The 17,385-nt window shown below is 67.6% G+C and carries 17 protein-coding genes and 1 pseudogene; 16 read left to right on the top strand and 2 right to left on the bottom strand.

The genetic code is table 11. The annotated features are described in order from the left end of the window. From ADBZ5N_RS10820 to ruvB, 10 genes and pseudogenes are all read left to right on the top strand, one after another. Positions 1-113 (top strand): hypothetical protein (locus ADBZ5N_RS10820; RefSeq protein WP_526257491.1); only part of this gene is annotated, 113 nt, incomplete at its 5' end. Further along, a pseudogene (locus ADBZ5N_RS10815) lies at positions 113-1,122 on the top strand (NUDIX hydrolase). The gene ADBZ5N_RS10820 and the pseudogene ADBZ5N_RS10815, both read left to right, overlap by 1 nt. Before the next feature lie 70 nt (positions 1,123-1,192). After that, the gene (gene pdxS / locus ADBZ5N_RS10810) at positions 1,193-2,113 is read left to right on the top strand and encodes a pyridoxal 5'-phosphate synthase lyase subunit PdxS (RefSeq protein ID WP_526257488.1); all 921 of its coding nucleotides are present in this window, start codon (positions 1,193-1,195) and stop codon (positions 2,111-2,113) included. A gap of 43 nt (positions 2,114-2,156) precedes the next feature. Further along, positions 2,157-3,005 (top strand): acyl-CoA thioesterase II, encoded by an 849-nt coding sequence (locus ADBZ5N_RS10805; protein WP_526257487.1) that lies wholly within the window; start codon positions 2,157-2,159, stop codon positions 3,003-3,005. Next, a complete protein-coding gene (gene pdxT, locus ADBZ5N_RS10800) occupies positions 3,002-3,610 on the top strand; it encodes a pyridoxal 5'-phosphate synthase glutaminase subunit PdxT (RefSeq protein ID WP_526257486.1) in 609 nt (202 codons plus the stop codon). Before ADBZ5N_RS10805 ends, pdxT begins: the two co-directional genes overlap by 4 nt. A 76-nt stretch (positions 3,611-3,686) precedes the next feature. Beyond that, complete coding sequence (locus ADBZ5N_RS10795; RefSeq protein ID WP_526257485.1) at positions 3,687-4,649, top strand: hypothetical protein; 963 nt, start codon at positions 3,687-3,689, stop codon at positions 4,647-4,649. Between the two features lie 104 nt (positions 4,650-4,753). Further along, the gene (locus tag ADBZ5N_RS10790) at positions 4,754-5,509 is read left to right on the top strand and encodes a YebC/PmpR family DNA-binding transcriptional regulator (RefSeq protein ID WP_526257484.1); all 756 of its coding nucleotides are present in this window, start codon (positions 4,754-4,756) and stop codon (positions 5,507-5,509) included. Between the two features lie 86 nt (positions 5,510-5,595). Next, a complete protein-coding gene (gene ruvC / locus ADBZ5N_RS10785) occupies positions 5,596-6,153 on the top strand; it encodes a crossover junction endodeoxyribonuclease RuvC (RefSeq protein WP_526257483.1) in 558 nt (185 codons plus the stop codon). Continuing rightward, entirely contained in the window at positions 6,150-6,740 is a 591-nt protein-coding gene (gene ruvA / locus ADBZ5N_RS10780) for a Holliday junction branch migration protein RuvA (RefSeq protein ID WP_526257482.1), read from the top strand. The genes ruvC and ruvA overlap by 4 nt, the downstream gene beginning before the upstream one ends. Before the next feature lie 37 nt (positions 6,741-6,777). Further along, positions 6,778-7,845 carry a Holliday junction branch migration DNA helicase RuvB gene (gene ruvB, locus ADBZ5N_RS10775; RefSeq protein ID WP_526257481.1) on the top strand — a complete coding sequence of 356 codons (1,068 nt, stop codon included), beginning with the start codon at positions 6,778-6,780 and terminating at the stop codon, positions 7,843-7,845. Positions 7,846-7,874: 29 nt separating this feature from the next. Here the strand turns inward: ruvB and ADBZ5N_RS10770 are convergent, their stop codons facing one another. Next, positions 7,875-9,221 (bottom strand): NAD-dependent succinate-semialdehyde dehydrogenase, encoded by a 1,347-nt coding sequence (locus ADBZ5N_RS10770; RefSeq protein WP_526257480.1) that lies wholly within the window; start codon positions 9,219-9,221, stop codon positions 7,875-7,877. 42 nt (positions 9,222-9,263) lie between these two features. After that, positions 9,264-10,604 (bottom strand): 4-aminobutyrate--2-oxoglutarate transaminase, encoded by a 1,341-nt coding sequence (gene gabT, locus ADBZ5N_RS10765; RefSeq protein ID WP_526257479.1) that lies wholly within the window; start codon positions 10,602-10,604, stop codon positions 9,264-9,266. Between the two features lie 424 nt (positions 10,605-11,028). Between gabT and yajC the strand changes: the two genes are divergently transcribed. From yajC to ADBZ5N_RS10735, 6 genes are all read left to right on the top strand, one after another. Continuing rightward, positions 11,029-11,370 (top strand): preprotein translocase subunit YajC, encoded by a 342-nt coding sequence (gene yajC / locus ADBZ5N_RS10760; protein WP_526257490.1) that lies wholly within the window; start codon positions 11,029-11,031, stop codon positions 11,368-11,370. 102 nt (positions 11,371-11,472) lie between these two features. Next, complete coding sequence (secD, locus tag ADBZ5N_RS10755; RefSeq protein ID WP_526257478.1) at positions 11,473-13,335, top strand: protein translocase subunit SecD; 1,863 nt, start codon at positions 11,473-11,475, stop codon at positions 13,333-13,335. 3 nt (positions 13,336-13,338) lie between these two features. After that, positions 13,339-14,562 carry a protein translocase subunit SecF gene (secF, locus tag ADBZ5N_RS10750; RefSeq protein WP_526257477.1) on the top strand — a complete coding sequence of 408 codons (1,224 nt, stop codon included), beginning with the start codon at positions 13,339-13,341 and terminating at the stop codon, positions 14,560-14,562. A gap of 9 nt (positions 14,563-14,571) precedes the next feature. After that, positions 14,572-16,233, top strand: coding sequence for an ABC transporter substrate-binding protein (locus tag ADBZ5N_RS10745; RefSeq protein ID WP_526257476.1), 1,662 nt, complete (start codon positions 14,572-14,574; stop codon positions 16,231-16,233). After that, positions 16,230-16,772: an adenine phosphoribosyltransferase gene (locus tag ADBZ5N_RS10740; protein ID WP_526257475.1), complete on the top strand. Its 543-nt coding sequence runs from the start codon at positions 16,230-16,232 to the stop codon at positions 16,770-16,772. Before ADBZ5N_RS10745 ends, ADBZ5N_RS10740 begins: the two co-directional genes overlap by 4 nt. 64 nt (positions 16,773-16,836) lie before the next feature. Continuing rightward, the coding region (locus ADBZ5N_RS10735; protein ID WP_526257489.1) for an HD domain-containing protein at positions 16,837-17,385 on the top strand (549 nt) is incomplete at its 3' end.

Genomic DNA, 17,385 nt, shown 5'->3' with positions numbered 1-17,385 from the left:
TCGGCCGGTACGACTGGTCGGTGGTGGCCGACGAGATCATGCGGGTCTACGAGACCGTCGCAGGCTCGGGGATCAAGGTGACGGTGGCCGGCGCGCCCGTCCGGGTCGACTGATGGGGTCGGGACTGTACTGGTCGTTGACCGCGGTTCTGGTCGCCGTCCTGGTCGGCATCGCCGTCTGGGCTTATCAGACCGCCAACCGGTTGGACCGCCTGCACGTCCGCTACGACCTGTCCTGGCAGGCGCTGGACGCGGCGCTGGGCCGCCGCGCGGTGGTGGCGCGGGCGATCGCCGCCGACGTCGGCGATGCGCGGTTGGCCGGACTTGCCGACGCCGCCGAGCGGGCACCCCGATCAGCCCGGGAGGGTTGTGAGAATGAATTGTCCACCGAGCTGAGCCAGATCGACCCGGACACCGTGCGGCCGGCCCTGGCCGCCGAACTCGCCGAGGCGGAGTCGCGGATGCTGCTGGCCCGGCGCTTCCACAACGACGCGGTCCGCGACACCCTGGCGCTGCGGGAGCGTCGCCCGGTCCGTTGGCTGAAGTTGGGTGGGCACGCCCCGCTGCCCACCTATTTCGAGATCGCCGAACCCGCCCAACGTTGACTGCCCGGACACCGACGACCCGCACCTCCGCCCGGGTGGTCCTTCTCGACGAGGACGGGGCGGTGTTGCTGCTGTGCGGGTCCGACCCGGCGATCACCGACGGCAGCGCGCCACGGTGGTGGTTCACCGTCGGCGGTGCGGCCCGCCGCGGTGAGCCGCTGGTCGGTACCGCCATACGCGAGTTGGCTGAGGAGACCGGGCTGCAGACCGATCCCGAACTACTGGTCGGCCCGGTCTGGCGCCGCGATTCCCTGATCCACTTCAACGGGGCCGTGATGGCCAGCGAGGAGTTTTACTTCGTCCACCGCGCCGGCCGCTTCGAACCGTCACCGGCCGGGCGCACTGCGCTGGAGCGCCGCTACATCCACGGCCACCGGTGGTGCGACGCCGGGGCCATCGCTGAACTGGTGGCACTCGGCCAGCAGGTCTACCCTCTGCAACTCGGCGAACTGCTGGCCAAGGCCAACCGGTTGGCTGATGGGGAACCCTGCCACAGTGACCCGTATCTCATCCGCTGAGAGCTGCTGGAATCCGTCGCCGCGAAGCTGCACTCTAGACTCAGATCTGCACCGATCGAAGGAGCTCACAGTGGATAACGCAGCGACAGCCAACGGCGCGGGCACGGCCCCACAAACCGGTACCGCGCGGGTGAAGCGGGGGATGGCCGAGATGCTCAAGGGCGGGGTGATCATGGATGTGGTCACTCCGGAGCAGGCGCGGATCGCTGAGGCTGCGGGGGCGGTGGCGGTGATGGCTCTTGAGCGGGTGCCGGCCGATATACGTGCCCAGGGTGGGGTGGCGCGGATGAGTGATCCGGATCTGATTGAGGGGATCATCGCCGCGGTGAGCATTCCGGTGATGGCCAAGGCGCGGATCGGGCATTTCGTGGAGGCGCAGATCCTGCAGGCCTTGGGGGTGGATTATGTCGATGAGTCGGAGGTGTTGACGCCGGCGGATTACACCCATCACATCGATAAGTGGGCGTTTACGGTGCCGTTTGTGTGTGGGGCGACGAATCTGGGGGAGGCGTTGCGGCGGATCACCGAGGGGGCCGCGATGATCCGCTCGAAGGGGGAGGCCGGGACCGGGGATGTGTCCAACGCGACGATGCATATGCGGACCATCGGGGGGGAGATCCGGCGGTTGACGTCGTTGTCGGAGGATGAGTTGTTCGTGGCGGCCAAGGAGTTGCAGGCCCCCTATGACTTGGTGGTGGAGGTCGCCCGCGCGGGGCGGTTGCCGGTGACGTTGTTCACCGCGGGCGGGATCGCGACGCCGGCGGATGCGGCGATGATGATGCAGTTGGGTGCGGACGGGGTGTTCGTGGGGTCGGGGATTTTCAAGTCGGGGGATCCGGCGGCCCGGGCGGCGGCGATCGTGAAGGCCACCACGTTCTACGACGATCCGGATGTGTTGGCCAAGGTTTCCCGGGGGCTCGGTGAGGCGATGGTCGGGATCAACGTCGACGACATCCCCCAACCCCACCGGCTCGCCCAGCGCGGCTGGTAAGCCTTCACGGATGAGCCGCTTGCCCGAAGACCACAGCTAAAGCATGGCGATCGAACAGATCCTTGACCTCGAGCAACTCGAAGTCAACATCTACCGGGGAGGCGTCTACAACCCCGAGTCCGGTTACCTCTCAAGGACGTTCGGCGGTCATATCGCCGGTCAGGCATTGGTGTCGGCGGTGCGGACGGTCGATCCGCGGTACCACGTGCACTCCCTGCACGGCTACTTCCTGCGCCCCGGTGACGCCACCGAGCCGGCGGTCTACTTGGTGGACCGCCCTCGCGACGGCGGTTCGTTCGCCACCCGGCGGGTCAACGCCGTGCAGAACGGCGAGGTGATCTTCTCGATGGGCGCGTCATTCCAGACCGCCCAGGAGGGCATCGAACACCAGGACGAGATGCCCAAAGTTGTGCCGCCGGAGAATCTCGTGCAATCGGAATCCGCGGCAAATCCCTCCGGCAACGACGGCATCGCCCAGTTCGCCGAGTGGGACATCCGCCGGGTACCGCAGGACCAGGTGACGTGGCGGCCGGGCAAGGCTTCTCAGCAGCAGGTGTGGTTCAAGCACAAGGACCCGTTGCCTGACGATCCGCTGCTGCACATCTGCGCGCTGGCCTACATGAGCGACCTCACCCTGCTCAACTCGGCTCAGGTCACTCACGTCGAGGAACGTCCCCACCTGATGGTGGCCTCCCTCGACCACGCGATGTGGTTCATGCGGCCGTTCCGCACCGACGAATGGCTGCTCTACGACCAATCCTCGCCGTCGGCGGGCGGCGGCCGAGCGCTGACCCACGGCAAGCTGTTCAACCTGGCCGGACAGATGGTGGCCGCCGTCATGCAAGAGGGGCTGACCCGCTACGAGCGCGGATACCATCCGCACGAACGATGAGCGGCGGCCCGCGGGTCGGGGTGCTCGCCCTGCAGGGCGACACCCGCGAACACCTCGCTGCCCTGAGGGAATCCGGTGCCCAGGCATCCACCGTCCGGCGCCGCGGTGAGCTCGAGGCGGTGGACGCCCTGGTCATTCCCGGTGGGGAATCCACCACCATGAGCCTGCTGCTGCGCGAGTTCGACCTGCTCGAACCGCTGCGCGCGCGACTGGCCGGCGGGATGCCGGCCTACGGGTCGTGCGCCGGGATGATCCTGCTCGCCAGCGATATCGCCGATGCCGGCGAACCCGGTCGTGACGCCGCCCCGCTGGGCGGGATTGATATGACAGTGCGGCGCAACGCCTTCGGCCGCCAAGTCGACTCCTTCGAGGGCGACATCGAATTCCGCGGACTCGACGGCCCGGCGCACGCGGTCTTCATCCGTGCACCGTGGGTTGAGCGGGTCGGCCCGGAGGTGGAGGTCCTGGCCCGGGCCCCTGGTAAGAGCCGAGATCACATCGTCGCCGTCCGGCAGGGCCGGGTGCTGGCCACGGCGTTTCACCCCGAGATCACCGGCGACCGCCGGGTGCACAAGCTGTTCCTGGACATGGTTGTCGGTAAGTGAGGACGCCCGACTCCGGTCCGCCGCCGGGGTGGGGGTATGTTGCCGTGATATTCCCACCACAGGTCAGGAGCCCGCAGTGCATATTTCACAGACGGACACCGCTCGGCTGCGGACTTCCCGCAAAGCAGTCTGCGCCGCGGCGCTTGCCGCGGGTCTGACGGTCTCGGGCATCGGGTCGGCCTCCACCGCCGATGCCAGCTGTCTGTCGTTCTCCGGGATCAACATCGGGTCCGGATGCACGAGTTCACTTTTCGGCATCGCGATCGCACTGGGCACCGGCGCGACCGCCGACGCCGGGGGACTCTTCAGCGCGTCCTACTCGATCGGGGACGGCGCGACCGCGACTACGACGGGACCGCTGGGCCTTGCGGTGGCCGCCGGACCGGCCTCGCTGGCGCAGGTGTTGGGGGGCGCCTTCAACGTCGCCGTCGCGGTGGGGGCGACCGGTGGTGAGAACTTCGCGCAAGCCGATGCCGGCTACGGCGCGTTCGATTTCGCGAACCTGGCCGTCACCCTGGGCAACAACTCCTATGCGTTCGCCGGCGCGCCCACCCCCGAAGAGCTGGGCGCCGGCAACATTGCGATCAACCTGGGTGAGGGCAACGACGTCGAAGCGGTCGGCTTCCTCAACGGCGCGCTCGGCGTCGGGGGCAAGGAGCCCTACATCAACAACCTGGTCGTCGCGAGCGGGGTGTTCAACAGCGCCTCCAGCATCGGCGGCGACCTGAACACCGTCATCGCCGGCACATCGTCGTCGGCGTTTGCCAACTCGGCGTTCAACGTCTTCGGCCGCGGCAACACGGTCACTGCGGGAACGGGTCCGTTCACGCTGGCCGGGTCGATCTTCCAGAACGGGGCGACGGTCACCAAAGCCAGAGCGGGTTTCAACATCAACGGGCTCAGGGTGCCCGACACCGCGGCGGCTATTGACACTCCGCCAGCGAAGGACACTCCGCGTGCGGCGGCCTCGCGGCGCGGCGCCGGAGATGCCGCGTCGCCCGGGGCTGCGGTTCGAGGAAAGCGAACCAGCCGGGATTAGCCACTGACTGGAGCCCAACCCGCGGGAGCAGGATCGGGCCCCGCAGTAGACTCAGCGGCGCACAAACCGGCACAGGAAACCGGCACGGAGGGACTTCAGGGACCATGAGCGGCCATTCCAAGTGGGCTACCACCAAGCACAAGAAGGCCGTCGTCGACGCCAAGCGCGGCAAGCTGTTCGCCAAGCTGATCAAGAACATCGAGGTGGCCGCCCGCACCGGTGGTGGTGACCCAGACGGCAACCCCACCCTCTACGACGCCATCCAGAAGGCCAAGAAGTCCTCGGTGCCCAACGACAACATCGAACGCGCGCGCAAGCGCGGCGCCGGTGAAGAGGCCGGCGGCGCGGACTGGCAGAACATCACCTACGAGGGGTACGGACCGAACGGAGTGGCGGTGCTCATCGAGTGCCTGACCGACAACCGCAACCGGGCCGCCGGCGAGGTCCGGGTGGCGATGACCCGCAACGGCGGCAATATGGCCGACCCCGGTTCGGTGGCCTACCTGTTCTCCCGCAAGGGCGTCATCACACTGGAGAAGAACGGGCTCAGCGAGGACGACGTCCTGCTCGCGGTGCTCGACGCCGGCGCCGAGGAGGTCAACGACCTCGACGACAGCTGGGAGATCATCTGTGAACCGACCGATCTGGTCGCCGTCCGCACCGCCCTGCAGGACGCCGGGATCGAGTACGACTCCGCCGAGGCCAGCTTCCAACCCTCGGTCACCGTGCCGGTGGATCTGGATGCAGCCCGCAAGGTGCTCAAACTGGTCGACGCGCTGGAAGACAGCGACGACGTGCAGGACGTCTACACCAACATCGACATCCCCGACGACGTCGCTACCCAACTGGACGAGGACTGACCCGCCCGGGGGCGTGTCCTGACGGCCTCTGACGCACGCCGCCGCTAAACTATCGAACAACTGTTCGTAGGCGAAAGGCGTCCGGAGTGCGGGTAATGGGTGTGGACCCGGGCTTGACCCGCTGCGGTCTCTCGGTGATCGAGGGTCGCAGCGCCCGCCAGGTCATCGCCCTCGATGTCGATGTGGTGCGCACCACGGCGGACGAACCGCTGTCCATGCGGCTGCTCGCCATCAGCGATACCGTCGAACACTGGATGGACACCCATCAGCCGGATGTGATCGCCATCGAGCGGGTGTTCTCCAACGCCAACGCAAACACTGCGATGGGCACCGCCCAGGCGGGCGGTGTCATCGCGCTGGCAGCCGCGCGCCGGGGCATCGACGTGCACTTCCACACCCCCAGCGAGGTCAAGGCCGCAGTCACCGGCAACGGCCGCGCAGACAAGGCTCAGGTCACCGCGATGGTCACCAAAATCCTTCAGCTGCAACAGAAACCGACCCCCGCCGACGCCGCCGACGCCCTGGCTCTTGCCATCTGTCACTGCTGGCGGGCGCCGATGATCGCCCGGATGGCCAAGGCACAGGAGATGGCGGCCGAGCAGCGCCGTGCCTACGCGGCTCGGTTGAAGGCGAGCGTGAAGTGATCGCCTCGGTACGCGGTGAGGTGCTTGACCTCGCCCTGGACCATGCGGTGATCGAGGCCGCCGGGGTCGGCTACAAGGTGATGGCCACCCCCGCCACGCTGGCCACCCTGCGCCGCGGTGAGCAAGCCCGCCTGATCACCGCGATGATCGTGCGGGAAGACTCGATGACGCTGTATGGATTCGCCGACGGGGACGCGCGTGATCTGTTTTCGACGTTGCTCGGGGTGTCCGGGGTGGGCCCCAAGATCGCGCTGGCCACTCTGGCGGTCTACGACGCGGCGGCGCTGCGCCAGGCACTGGCCGATGGTGACGTCGCCGCGCTGACCCGGGTGCCCGGCATCGGCAAGCGCGGCGCTGAGCGCCTGGTGCTGGAATTGCGCGACAAGATCGGGGCGCTGCCCACCGTCGGCGGTACATCCCCGGCAACCGGCCACGCCGTCCGCGCGCCGGTCGTCGAAGCGCTTGTCGGCCTTGGCTTTCCGGCCAAGCAAGCTGAGGAGGCCTGCGACAAGGTACTCGTCGGCGAACCGGAGGCCAGCACATCGAACGCGCTGCGCGCCGCGCTGTCGATGCTGGGGAAGAAGTGATTGCGATGAGCCGCTTGCACGATGAGCGGGAGACCTAGTGGGCCGGTTCGAGGACGACGCCGAGGAGAGTGTCGAGGAGCGGGAGGTGTCGGCCGCGCTGACCGTCGGTGAGGGCGACGTTGACGCCAGCCTTCGGCCCCGCTCGCTGGGTGAGTTCATCGGTCAGCCGCGGGTGCGCGAACAGTTGCAGTTGGTCATCGAGGGAGCCAAGAACCGCGGTGGCACACCGGATCACATTCTGCTGTCCGGGCCGCCCGGTCTGGGCAAGACGTCGCTGGCGATGATCATCGCCCACGAACTGGGTTCCTCGCTGCGGGTCACCTCCGGCCCGGCGCTGGAACGGGCCGGGGATCTGGCCGCCATGCTGTCCAACCTCGTCGAGGGCGATGTGTTGTTCATCGACGAGATCCACCGCATCGCCCGGCCCGCCGAGGAGATGCTCTATCTGGCCATGGAGGACTTCCGCGTCGATGTCGTCGTGGGGAAAGGCCCTGGGGCCACCTCGATTCCGCTGGAGGTGGCCCCGTTCACCCTGGTGGGTGCCACGACCCGATCCGGAGCGTTGACCGGCCCGCTGCGTGACCGGTTCGGCTTCACCGCTCACATGGACTTCTACGAGCCCGCCGAACTCGAGCGGGTCCTGCACCGCTCGGCCGGCATCTTGGGCATCGAACTCGGCACGGAGGCCAGCGCCGAGATCGCCCGGCGTTCCCGCGGCACCCCACGCATCGCCAACCGGCTGCTGCGCCGGGTGCGCGACTATGCCGAGGTCCGTGCCGACGGGGTGATCACCCGGGACGTCGCCAAAGCCGCACTGGAGGTCTACGACGTCGACGAGTTGGGTCTGGACCGGCTGGACCGGGCGGTGCTCTCGGCGCTGACCCGAAGTTTCGGCGGCGGCCCCGTCGGGGTGTCGACACTGGCGGTCGCGGTCGGGGAGGAGGCCGCAACGGTCGAGGAGGTGTGCGAGCCGTTCCTGGTCCGCGCCGGCATGATCGCGCGCACCCCGCGCGGACGGGTCGCCACCGCGCTGGCGTGGACCCACCTGGGCATGACCCCGCCGCCATCGGCCGGTGCGATGGGTCAGCCCGTTCTGTTCGACTAACTCCCGAGGGGGTCTTTAGGACACGGGTCCTAGGACACGGTGCGGATGAGTTTCTTGTTAACGAACTCGTCGATGCCGAACCGGCCCAGTTCACGTCCGAAACCGGAGCGTTTCACCCCGCCGAAGGGCAGTTCGACCCCCTCGGCGCCGACGGCGTTGATGAAAACCATGCCGGCGTCGATCTTGTCGGCCACTCGCTTGGCCTGTTCCGCGTCGGTGGTGAAGACATACGAGCCCAGCCCGAACGGGGTGTCGTTGGCCACCTGTACGGCCTCGTCCTCGGAGTTGACCTTGTACACGGCAGCTACGGGGCCGAACAGTTCCTCGCGATAGGAGGGCGAGTCGGGGGACACGCCGGTCAGCACTCCGGGCGGGAAAAAGGCGCCCTTGCGTTCGCCCGCGGAGACCAGTTGGGCGCCGTCGGCGACCGCCCGCTGGACCTGCTCGGCCAGCCGTTCCGCCGCAGCTGCCGAGGACAGCGGAGCAAGGCCTTCGGCGATCTCCAGCACTTTCTTGGTGAACCGGTCGACGAAGTCGTCATAGAGGTCCTCCACCACGATGAACCGCTTGGCGGCGTTACAGGCCTGGCCGGTGTTCTCGAAGCGGCCGGCCACGGCGGCATTGACGGTGGCATCAAGGTCGTCTGTGCTCAACACGATGAACGGGTCGGAGCCGCCGAGTTCGAGTACGACCTTCTTCAGGTTGCGACCGGCGATCTCGGCGACCGCCGCGCCCGCGCGCTCCGAACCGGTGAGCGAGACGCCCTGAACACGCGGGTCGGCGATGGCGTCAGCGATCTGTTCGTTGGTCGCGTAGACGTTGACGTAGGCCCCCTTGGGGAACCCGGCGTCATCGAAGATCTGCTGGATGGCCTCGGCGGACTCCGGGCATTGCGGGGCGTGCTTGAGAACGATGGTGTTGCCCAGCGCGAGGTTCGGTCCGGCGAATCGGGCCACCTGGTAGTAGGGGTAGTTCCACGGCATGATGCCCAGCAGCACCCCCACCGGACCGCGTCGGATCACCGCGCTGCCGCCGCCGTCGAGCAGGTCGATGGGTTCGTCGGCGAGGAACTTCTCGGCGTGGTCGGCGTAGTAGTCGTAGATCGCCGCGCTGAAGTCCACCTCACCCAGCGACTGGTCGACCGGTTTTCCCATCTCGCGGTTGATGATCTCAGCCAGCTTTTCCCGGCGCTCGGTGTGCAATTGGGCGACCTTTTTGATCAGCGCCGCCCGCTGAGCCACCGTCGAACTCTTCGACCACTCCCGGAATGCGCTGTCGGCCGCGGCCAACGCCTGGTCAACGTCGTCATCGGTCGCCGTCGGGTACTCCCGCTCTACCTTGCCGGTTGCCGGATTGACGACTGCGTAGGTGTTCACAGGTAGCCCTCCTTGTAGGGAAGTTGATGGGGGTTGGCGGGATCAGAGGTCGGCGAGGATGCCGGCGAGGACGTCGAGGCCCTCAGTCAGCAGGTCATCGCTGATGGTCAGCGGCGGCAGGAAACGCAGCACGTTGCCGAACGTCCCGCAGCTCAAGACGATGACGCCTTGGCTGTGGGCGGCGGCGCAAAATGCCTTGGTCAGCTCCGGATCCGGTTCTGCGGTGCCCGATTTCACCAGTTCGACGGCGATCATCGCGCCACGGCCGCGGACGTCGCCGATCCGGTCGTCGTCGGCCTGTATCCGGCCCAGCCGGTCCTTCATCAGCCGCTCGATCTCCTTGGCGCGGTTCAGCAGCCCGTCGAGTTCGATGGTCTCAATCGTGGCCAGGGCTGCGGCGCAGGCCAGTGGGTTGCCGCCATACGTGCCGCCTACTGCGCCGACGTGGGTGGCGTCCATGATCTCGGCCCGTCCGGTGACCCCGGACAGTGGCAGGCCGTCGGCGATGCCCTTGGCGGTGATGATGAGATCCGGTTCGACGCCCTCGTCCTCGCAGGCGAACATCTGGCCGGTGCGGGCGAAACCGCTCTGCACCTCATCGGCGATGAACACCACGTCGTTGTCGGTGCACCAGGCCCGCAGCGCCGGCAGGAATCCCGGTGCGGGCACGATGAAGCCGCCTTCGCCCTGGACCGGTTCGATGATGATCGCCGCCAGATTGGCCGCCCCGATCTGTTTGTCGATCACCGTCAGTGCCCGCTCGGCGGCCAACTCCCCGTGAGTGGCCCACTCCTTGTCGATCAGCCCGTCCCGGTAGGGATAGGACATCGGAGCCCGGTAGATCTCCGGGGCGAACGGCCCCATGCCGCTCTTGTAGGGCATCGACTTGGCGGTCAAGCCCATCGTGAGGTTGGTGCGGCCGTGGTAGGCGTGATCGAAGGCGACCACCGCAGTGCGCCCTGTGTAGAGGCGGGCGATCTTCACCGCGTTCTCCACCGCCTCGGCTCCGGAGTTGAACAGCGCGGTGCGCTTGTCGAAAGAACCCGGAGTGAGCCGGTTGAGGTGCTCGGCCACCTCGACGTACTCCTCGTATGGCGTCACCATGAAGCAGGTGTGGGTGAAGTCGACGACCTGCTCGCGGACCGCGTCGACCACCCTGGGCGAGGAGTTGCCGATGGTGGTGACGGCGATGCCCGAACCCAGGTCGATGAACCGGTTTCCGTCGACGTCCTCGAGAATCCCGCCGGCGGCGCGCGCGGCGAACACCGGCATGGTGCTGCCCACGCCACGCGACACCGCGGCGGCCTTGCGTTTAGCTAGTTCAGTGGAGTTCGGACCGGGAATTGCGGTGATGAGTTGGCGGGTCTGTTCGACGATGCTCATGGTGTTCTCCAGGCGGATCGAAGCGGGTAAGACGAGCCTAGTCCGCTGGTAGCCCGCCGCAACCGAAAACCGTTGACGGGGGTGGGTCACCCGATGGCCGGTCTGTCCACCCGGTGCACAGCTGCGAAGTCGGCCACCGGCCGTCGCCGAAGCCGTACGGGTGCCCGACCGGCAGTTAAAGCCCGCGGAATAGGACCAGAATGCGAGCCACCACCTCGTCTTCGACCGGCTCAGAGGTGAACGCGCAACGCCTCGATCAGGTGCATCGCGCTATTCTCGGCGCGGCAACGCGGCCCGGCAATGCCGTGCCTGAGGGACCGGCTGCCCAGCGCAATGGCAGACTGGTCAGACAACGGCCCCGGGTTTGGCTGTTCCCCTGGGACGCCGAGCCGCCCACAACCGAGACCGAAAGACGCCCAACGCCATGGATCTACTCAGCCTGCTGCCCCTCTTCATCATCATGGGGGCGTTCCTGTTCTTCGCCTCCCGCCGTCAACGCAAGGCCATGCAGGCGACCATTGACCTGCACGAGTCCCTCCGTATCGGCGACCGGGTGCATACCACCTCTGGATTGCAGGCCACCATCACCGGGATCTCCGACGACACCGTGGACCTGGAGATCGCCCCGGGGGTGGTCACCCGCTGGATGAAACTGGCGATTCGGGACCGCATCGAGCCGGAGGTTGCGGAGGTCGAGGAGGCACCCGCCGCCGGTCGGTTGAGCGACCTCGCCGACAGCGATGCGGACCGGTTGCCCAGGGACTGACACCCGCACCCGTACCCTCTTGCGGGGAAGCGCGGACGACCGCCGGGGGCAGACCACCCACAGCCCGCCCCGGTCCCCGCATCGACTTAGGAGAATCGACACGTGGCATCGTCACCGGCGCCGGTGCACCCGTACCGCTATCTGGCGCTGTTTTTGGTCATGCTGCTCGGCGTCTACCTGCTGATCTTCCTGACCGGGAGCAAACAGGCCAAACCAAAGCTGGGCATCGACCTTCAGGGTGGCACCCGGGTCACCTTGACGGCGCGAACCCCGGACGGATCCCAGCCCACCCGTGATGCACTCAATCAGGCGCAGGAGATCATCAGCGCCCGAGTTGACGGCCTTGGCGTGTCCGGATCCGAGGTGGTCATCGACGGAGACAACCTGGTCATCACGGTGCCGGGTAACGACAGCACCGAGGCCCGCAATCTCGGGCAGACTGCCCGGCTGTTCATCCGACCGGTGATCGGCCAGCCCATTCCGGTCGAGGCCATCAAGAATCCGCCCCGCCCGCCCGGTGCGCCGGGGGCTGCCCCGGGTGCGCCCGGGGCGCCACCGGGGGAGCCTGGGGCGCCACCGGGTGAGCCTGGCGCTCCGCCGCCACCGCCCGGGGAGCCTGGCGCTCCGCCGCCGCCCGGTGAGCAGGGCGCGCCGCCGCCCCCACCAGCACCCCCCGCGGAGGCGCCCGCGCCGCCGCCGGAGGCCCCGGCGCCACAACCGCGGCCGTATCCGCTTGAACCCACTCCGTCTCCGGAGCCGCCGGTTCCCCCCGGGCCCGGTCAACCAGCCCCGTCGGGCGCGCCGGGTCAGCCTGCCCAGCCCGAGCCTCCGGATCCCCGCAAAGACTTGGCGGGTCGGATCAAGTTCGAGAAGGAACTGCGCCAGAGCACCAATCAGAACCTGCTGTTGCTCTCGGTGCAGTACATGGCGGGGCGCTGCGATCAGGACGACGTGCTCTCCGGCAACGATGACCCGAACCTGCCGTTGGTGACCTGCTCGCAGGACAAGAAATTCGTCTACATCCTGGACAAGTCGATCATCAGCGGCGATCAGATCAAGAACGCCAGTTCCGGCTTCGACCAGCAGGGCGGCGCCTACGTCGTCGACCTGGAGTTCAAAGACGAGGCGGCCACGACCTGGGGTGACTTCACCGCTGCCAACATCGGCACCCAGACCGCCTTCACCCTGGACTCCCAGGTGGTCAGCGCCCCGCAGATCCGGGAGGCCATCCCGGGCGGCCGGACCCAGATCTCCGGCGGCGACCCGCCGTTCACCGTGGAGTCGGCCAAGGCGCTGGCCAACGTCCTCAAATACGGTTCGCTACCGCTGTCCTTCGAATCCTCAGAGGCCGAAACCGTCTCGGCCACATTGGGATTGACCTCACTGCGGGCCGGCTTGATCGCCGGCGCCATCGGGGTGGGGATGGTGCTGTTGTACGCGCTGGCCTACTACCGGGTACTCGGCTTCCTCACCCTGCTGTCGCTGGCGGCCTCCGGTGCCATGGTTTACGGAATCCTGGTGCTGCTGGGCCGATACATCAACTACACCCTGGACCTGGCCGGTATCGCCGGTCTGATCATCGGCATCGGCACCACCGCCGACTCCTTTGTGGTGTTCTTCGAACGCATCAAGGACGAGATGCGCGAAGGCCGGTCTTTCCGGTCGGCGATACCGCGGGCCTGGGTGCGGGCCCGCAAGACCATCCTGTCCGGATCGGCGGTCAGCTTCCTAGCCGCCGCGGTGCTGTACTTCCTGGCTGTCGGTCAGGTCAAGGGCTTCGCCTTCACGCTGGGTCTGACGACGATCCTCGACGTCGTGGTGGTCTTCCTGATCACCTGGCCGCTGATGTACCTGGCGTCCAAGTCGGCGACCATGGCCAAGCCGGGCTTCAACGGATTGGGTGCGGTCCAGCAGATCGCACGTGAGCGGCGCGCCGCCGTGGCCGCCGCGACGGGACGGGGATAGCCGATGGTCGAGAAAACCACAGGGGCCGACAAGAACACAGGAGTGATGTCAGCCGTCGACGTCGAAACGAGCGGCGTCGAGGTCTCCGACGCGGCACTGCCGCGGCACGGCTTCTTCAACCGCCTCTACACCGGCACCGGCGGCTTCGACGTGATGGGCAGGCGGAAGATCTTCTTCGCCATCACCGCGGCGATGGTGGCCATCGGGATCGCCAGCATTCTGCTGCGGGGCTTCACCTTCGGCATCGACTTCCAGGGCGGAACTAAGGTCGGGTTCCCCCGCGGGGACGCCTCCATCACCCAGGTCGAGCAGGTGTTCACCGACACCATCGGCACGGCCCCCCAGTCCGTGGTCTTCGTCGGCAACGGCCCGGGTTCCACCGTCCAGATCCGATCCAAGGCGCTGACCAACGACCAGACCGCCGAACTGCGGGAGGCGCTCTACGAGAAGTTCCAACCCAAGGGCAGCGACGGCAAGCCGAGTAAGCAGGCCATCAGCGACTCGGCGGTGTCGGAGACCTGGGGTGACCAGATCACCACGAAGGCGCTCATCGCCCTCGGGGTGTTCCTCGTTCTCGTCGGCATCTACATTGCGCTGCGCTACGAGCGCTACATGGCGATCGCGGCTTTGAGCTCCTTGGCGCTGGACCTCATCATCACCGCGGGCATCTACTCCCTGATCGGCTTCGAGGTCACCCCGGCGACGGTGATCGGCCTGCTGACCATCCTCGGCTACTCGCTCTACGACACCGTGATCGTGTTCGACAAGGTGGAGGAGAACACCAAAGACTTCCAGCACACCACCCGGCGCACGTTCGCCGAGCAGGCCAACCTGGCCGTCAATCAGACGTTCATGCGATCGATCAACACCAGCATCATCTCCGTCTTGCCCGTGCTGGCGCTTATGGTGGTCGCGGTCTGGCTGCTCGGTGTCGGCACCCTCAAGGACCTGTCGCTGGTGCTGCTGATTGGCATCCTGGCGGGCACCTACTCGTCGATCTTCTTCGCCACCCCGCTGCTGGTCGCGATGCGGGAGCGCACCCAATTGGTGCGCAACCACACCCGCCGGGTGCTCAATCGGCGCAAGGGTGTTGCTGTCCCAGCCGAGCCGACGACGACAACAGTGGTCGATGAATCCAGCATTCCCGACCCGGCCATGCTGGGCGCCGCGACGCCAGCCGTGCGTCCGGTTCGGCCGCGTCGCCCCTCGGGCAAGCGGGAACGTTAGGTTCCGCTGGTGGGTGTCAGCCGGGCTCTGAGGAGCCGTGCTGCGGTGGCCGCTGTGGTGACCGTGCTGGCTCCGTTCGCACTCAGTGGGTGCACGGACCAGGCCGCCGCGGAGCTGAACTACGCCATCGACGGAAGTCTGTCGACCTACAACACCAACACCCTTGTCGGAGCGGCCTCCGGCGGTCCGCAGGCATTCGCGCGCACCCTCAGCGGCTTCAGCTTCCACGGCCCGGACGGCCAGGCCCTCACCGACACCGACTTCGGCACCGTCACCGTCGTGGGCCGGGAGCCCCTGGTGGTCGAGTACCAGATCTCCGATAAGGCGGTCTACTCCGACGGCAAGCCGATCACCTGCGACGACATGCTGCTGACCTGGGCGGCTCAGTCGGGGCGATTCCCGGGTTTCAACGCGGCCAGCAAGGCCGGCTACCTCGACATCGCCGGGGTGGAATGCCAGGCCGGCCAGAAGAAGGCACGGGTCAACTTCCTGCCACTGCGGGCGATCGCCGACTACACCCAGCTGTTCACCGCCACCTCCTTGATGCCCGCCCACGTTCTCGGCGACCAACTCGGGATGGACGTCACCGCGACGCTGCAGAGCGGCGATCCGGCGTCGATGGGGCGGATCGCCGAGGCGTGGAACACCACCTGGGACCTCAAACCCGGGATGGACACCGAGGCGCTCAAGCGCTTCCCGTCCTCGGGGCCCTACCGGATCGACTCGGTGCTCGAGGGCGGGGCGGTGGTGCTGACCGCCAACGAACAGTGGTGGGGCGCCAAACCGTGGACCAAGCGGATCACGGTGTGGCCGCGCGGCGTCGATGTGCAGGACCGACTCAACAACGGCAGCTTCCAGGTGGTCGACGTTGCCACCGGTTCGTTGGGCACCCTGACCACTCCGGACGAATACCAGCGCGCCGAGATCCCCTCTGCGGGAATTGAACAACTCATCTTCGCCGCTCAGGGGGTGCTATCTACCCCGGAGTCCAGACGTGCGGTGGCCTCCTGCGTCCCGCGCGACCTGATCGCCGCCAACGCGGCGATGCCGATCGCCCAGACCCGTCTCAACCCGGCCATCGAGAACGCCTTCACGGTACTGGAAACCGGGCCGCTGGCCGACCAGTACAACGTGGCTAATCCGCAGGCCGCGGCGGCTGCGCTCGGGGGGCAGCCGCTGACTATGCGGTTGGGTTATCAGGCACCCAACCCGCGACTGGCGGCAACTGTCGCCGCGATCACCCAGGCCTGCGCGCCGGCCGGGATCACCGTTGTCGACGCGAACTCGGAGACCACCGGACCACAGACCCTGCGGGATGGCCAGATCGACGCGCTGTTGGCCAGCACCGGCGGGGCGGCGGGCAGTGGCTCCACCGGGTCCTCGGCGATGGACGCCTACGCCCTGCATTCCGGCAACGGCAATAACCTGTCCGGCTACGCCAACCCGCAAATCGACGGCATCATCGCCGCGCTGGCGGTGACCACCGACCCCAAGGAGCAGTCTCGCCTGATCGGTGACGCCGCCCCGATTCTGTGGACCGACGTCCCGACCCTGCCGCTGTACCGCCAGCAACGCACGGTGATCTCCTCCAGTCGGATGTCCGGCGTCCAGGCCAACCCCACGAAATGGGGTGCCGGATGGAATATGGACAGGTGGCGGCTGGAGCCATGAGCGGCAACGACGGTCAGGCCGACCCCGCCGAGATCCTGACCGCGCTGACCCGGCAGGTCCCCGACTTTCCCCAGCCAGGCGTGCTGTTCCGAGACCTGACCCCCGTCCTGGCCGACGACCGGGGATTCGCGGTTATCACCGAGGCGCTGGCGCACCTGGTCGCCGGAGCCGATCTGATCGCCGGGATCGACGCCCGCGGCTTCCTGCTCGGCGGTGCGGTGGCTCACCGCCTTGGAGTCGGGGTGCTGGCCATCCGCAAGGGCGGGAAGCTGCCGCCGCCGGTGCACAGCCGCAGCTATGACTTGGAGTACGGCACAGCCACCCTGGAGATTCCCGCTGATGGCGTGGACCTGGCCGGTCGGCGGGTGGCCATCGTCGACGACGTCTTGGCCACCGGCGGCACGGTGGCTGCCGCCCGCGAGCTGCTGGACATCGTCGGCGCCCAGATCACCATGGCTGCGGTGGTGATGGAATTGGCGGCGCTGGGCGGCCGGACGCGGCTGGATCCGCTGCCGGTGCGCAGTCTGCAGCTGCTCTAGATCGCAGCGTTGGAGCTGACCGTGGCGGGCAACCCGATATCCTCAGGATTGAACGGAGGTGACCATGGCACCGGATCCGAGCACAGAATCGGGCAGCGCCGCAGTCCAGCCGGTCGCCGAGCTGCCCGAGCCGCGCCCGGAACCGTTCCCTCCGAAAGCCGCCAGCGCCTCCCGGCGGGTGCGGGCCCGATTGGCGCGGCGGATGACCGCCGGACGCAGCACCGTCAACCCGGTCCTGGAACCGCTGATCGCAGTGCACCGGGAGATCTACCCGAAAGCCGACCTGGCGATCCTGCAGCGCGCCTACGAGGTCGCCGAGGCCAAGCATGCCGATCAACTGCGCCGCTCCGGGGACCCCTACATCACCCACCCGCTGGCGGTGGCCAACATCCTGGCCGAACTGGGTATGGACAGCACCACGTTGGTCGCCGCGCTGCTGCACGACACCGTCGAGGACACCGGTTACACCCTGGGGGCCCTGACCGCCGAGTTCGGCGAGGAAGTCGGCCACCTTGTCGACGGTGTGACCAAACTCGATAAGGTCGTTCTCGGCAGTGCTGCTGAGGGCGAGACGATCCGCAAGATGATCATCGCGATGGCCCGCGACCCGCGG

This window comes from Mycobacterium sp. (assembly GCF_044370595.1).
In the GTDB taxonomy this organism is placed as follows: domain Bacteria; phylum Actinomycetota; class Actinomycetes; order Mycobacteriales; family Mycobacteriaceae; genus Mycobacterium.
The sequence above is the reverse complement of the archived record's forward strand: the minus strand, read 5'-3'. Positions and strand labels throughout refer to the sequence as shown.

Coding starts and splice junctions, on each gene's coding strand:
- ADBZ5N_RS10740 (WP_526257475.1), top strand. CDS start 16,230: ATGAGCGGCAACGACGGTCAGGCCGACCCCGCCGAGATCCTGACCGCG.
- ADBZ5N_RS10805 (WP_526257487.1), top strand. CDS start 2,157: ATGGCGATCGAACAGATCCTTGACCTCGAGCAACTCGAAGTCAACATC.
- secF (WP_526257477.1), top strand. CDS start 13,339: ATGGTCGAGAAAACCACAGGGGCCGACAAGAACACAGGAGTGATGTCA.
- ADBZ5N_RS10790 (WP_526257484.1), top strand. CDS start 4,754: ATGAGCGGCCATTCCAAGTGGGCTACCACCAAGCACAAGAAGGCCGTC.
- pdxT (WP_526257486.1), top strand. CDS start 3,002: ATGAGCGGCGGCCCGCGGGTCGGGGTGCTCGCCCTGCAGGGCGACACC.
- gabT (WP_526257479.1), bottom strand. CDS start 10,604: ATGAGCATCGTCGAACAGACCCGCCAACTCATCACCGCAATTCCCGGT.
- yajC (WP_526257490.1), top strand. CDS start 11,029: ATGGATCTACTCAGCCTGCTGCCCCTCTTCATCATCATGGGGGCGTTC.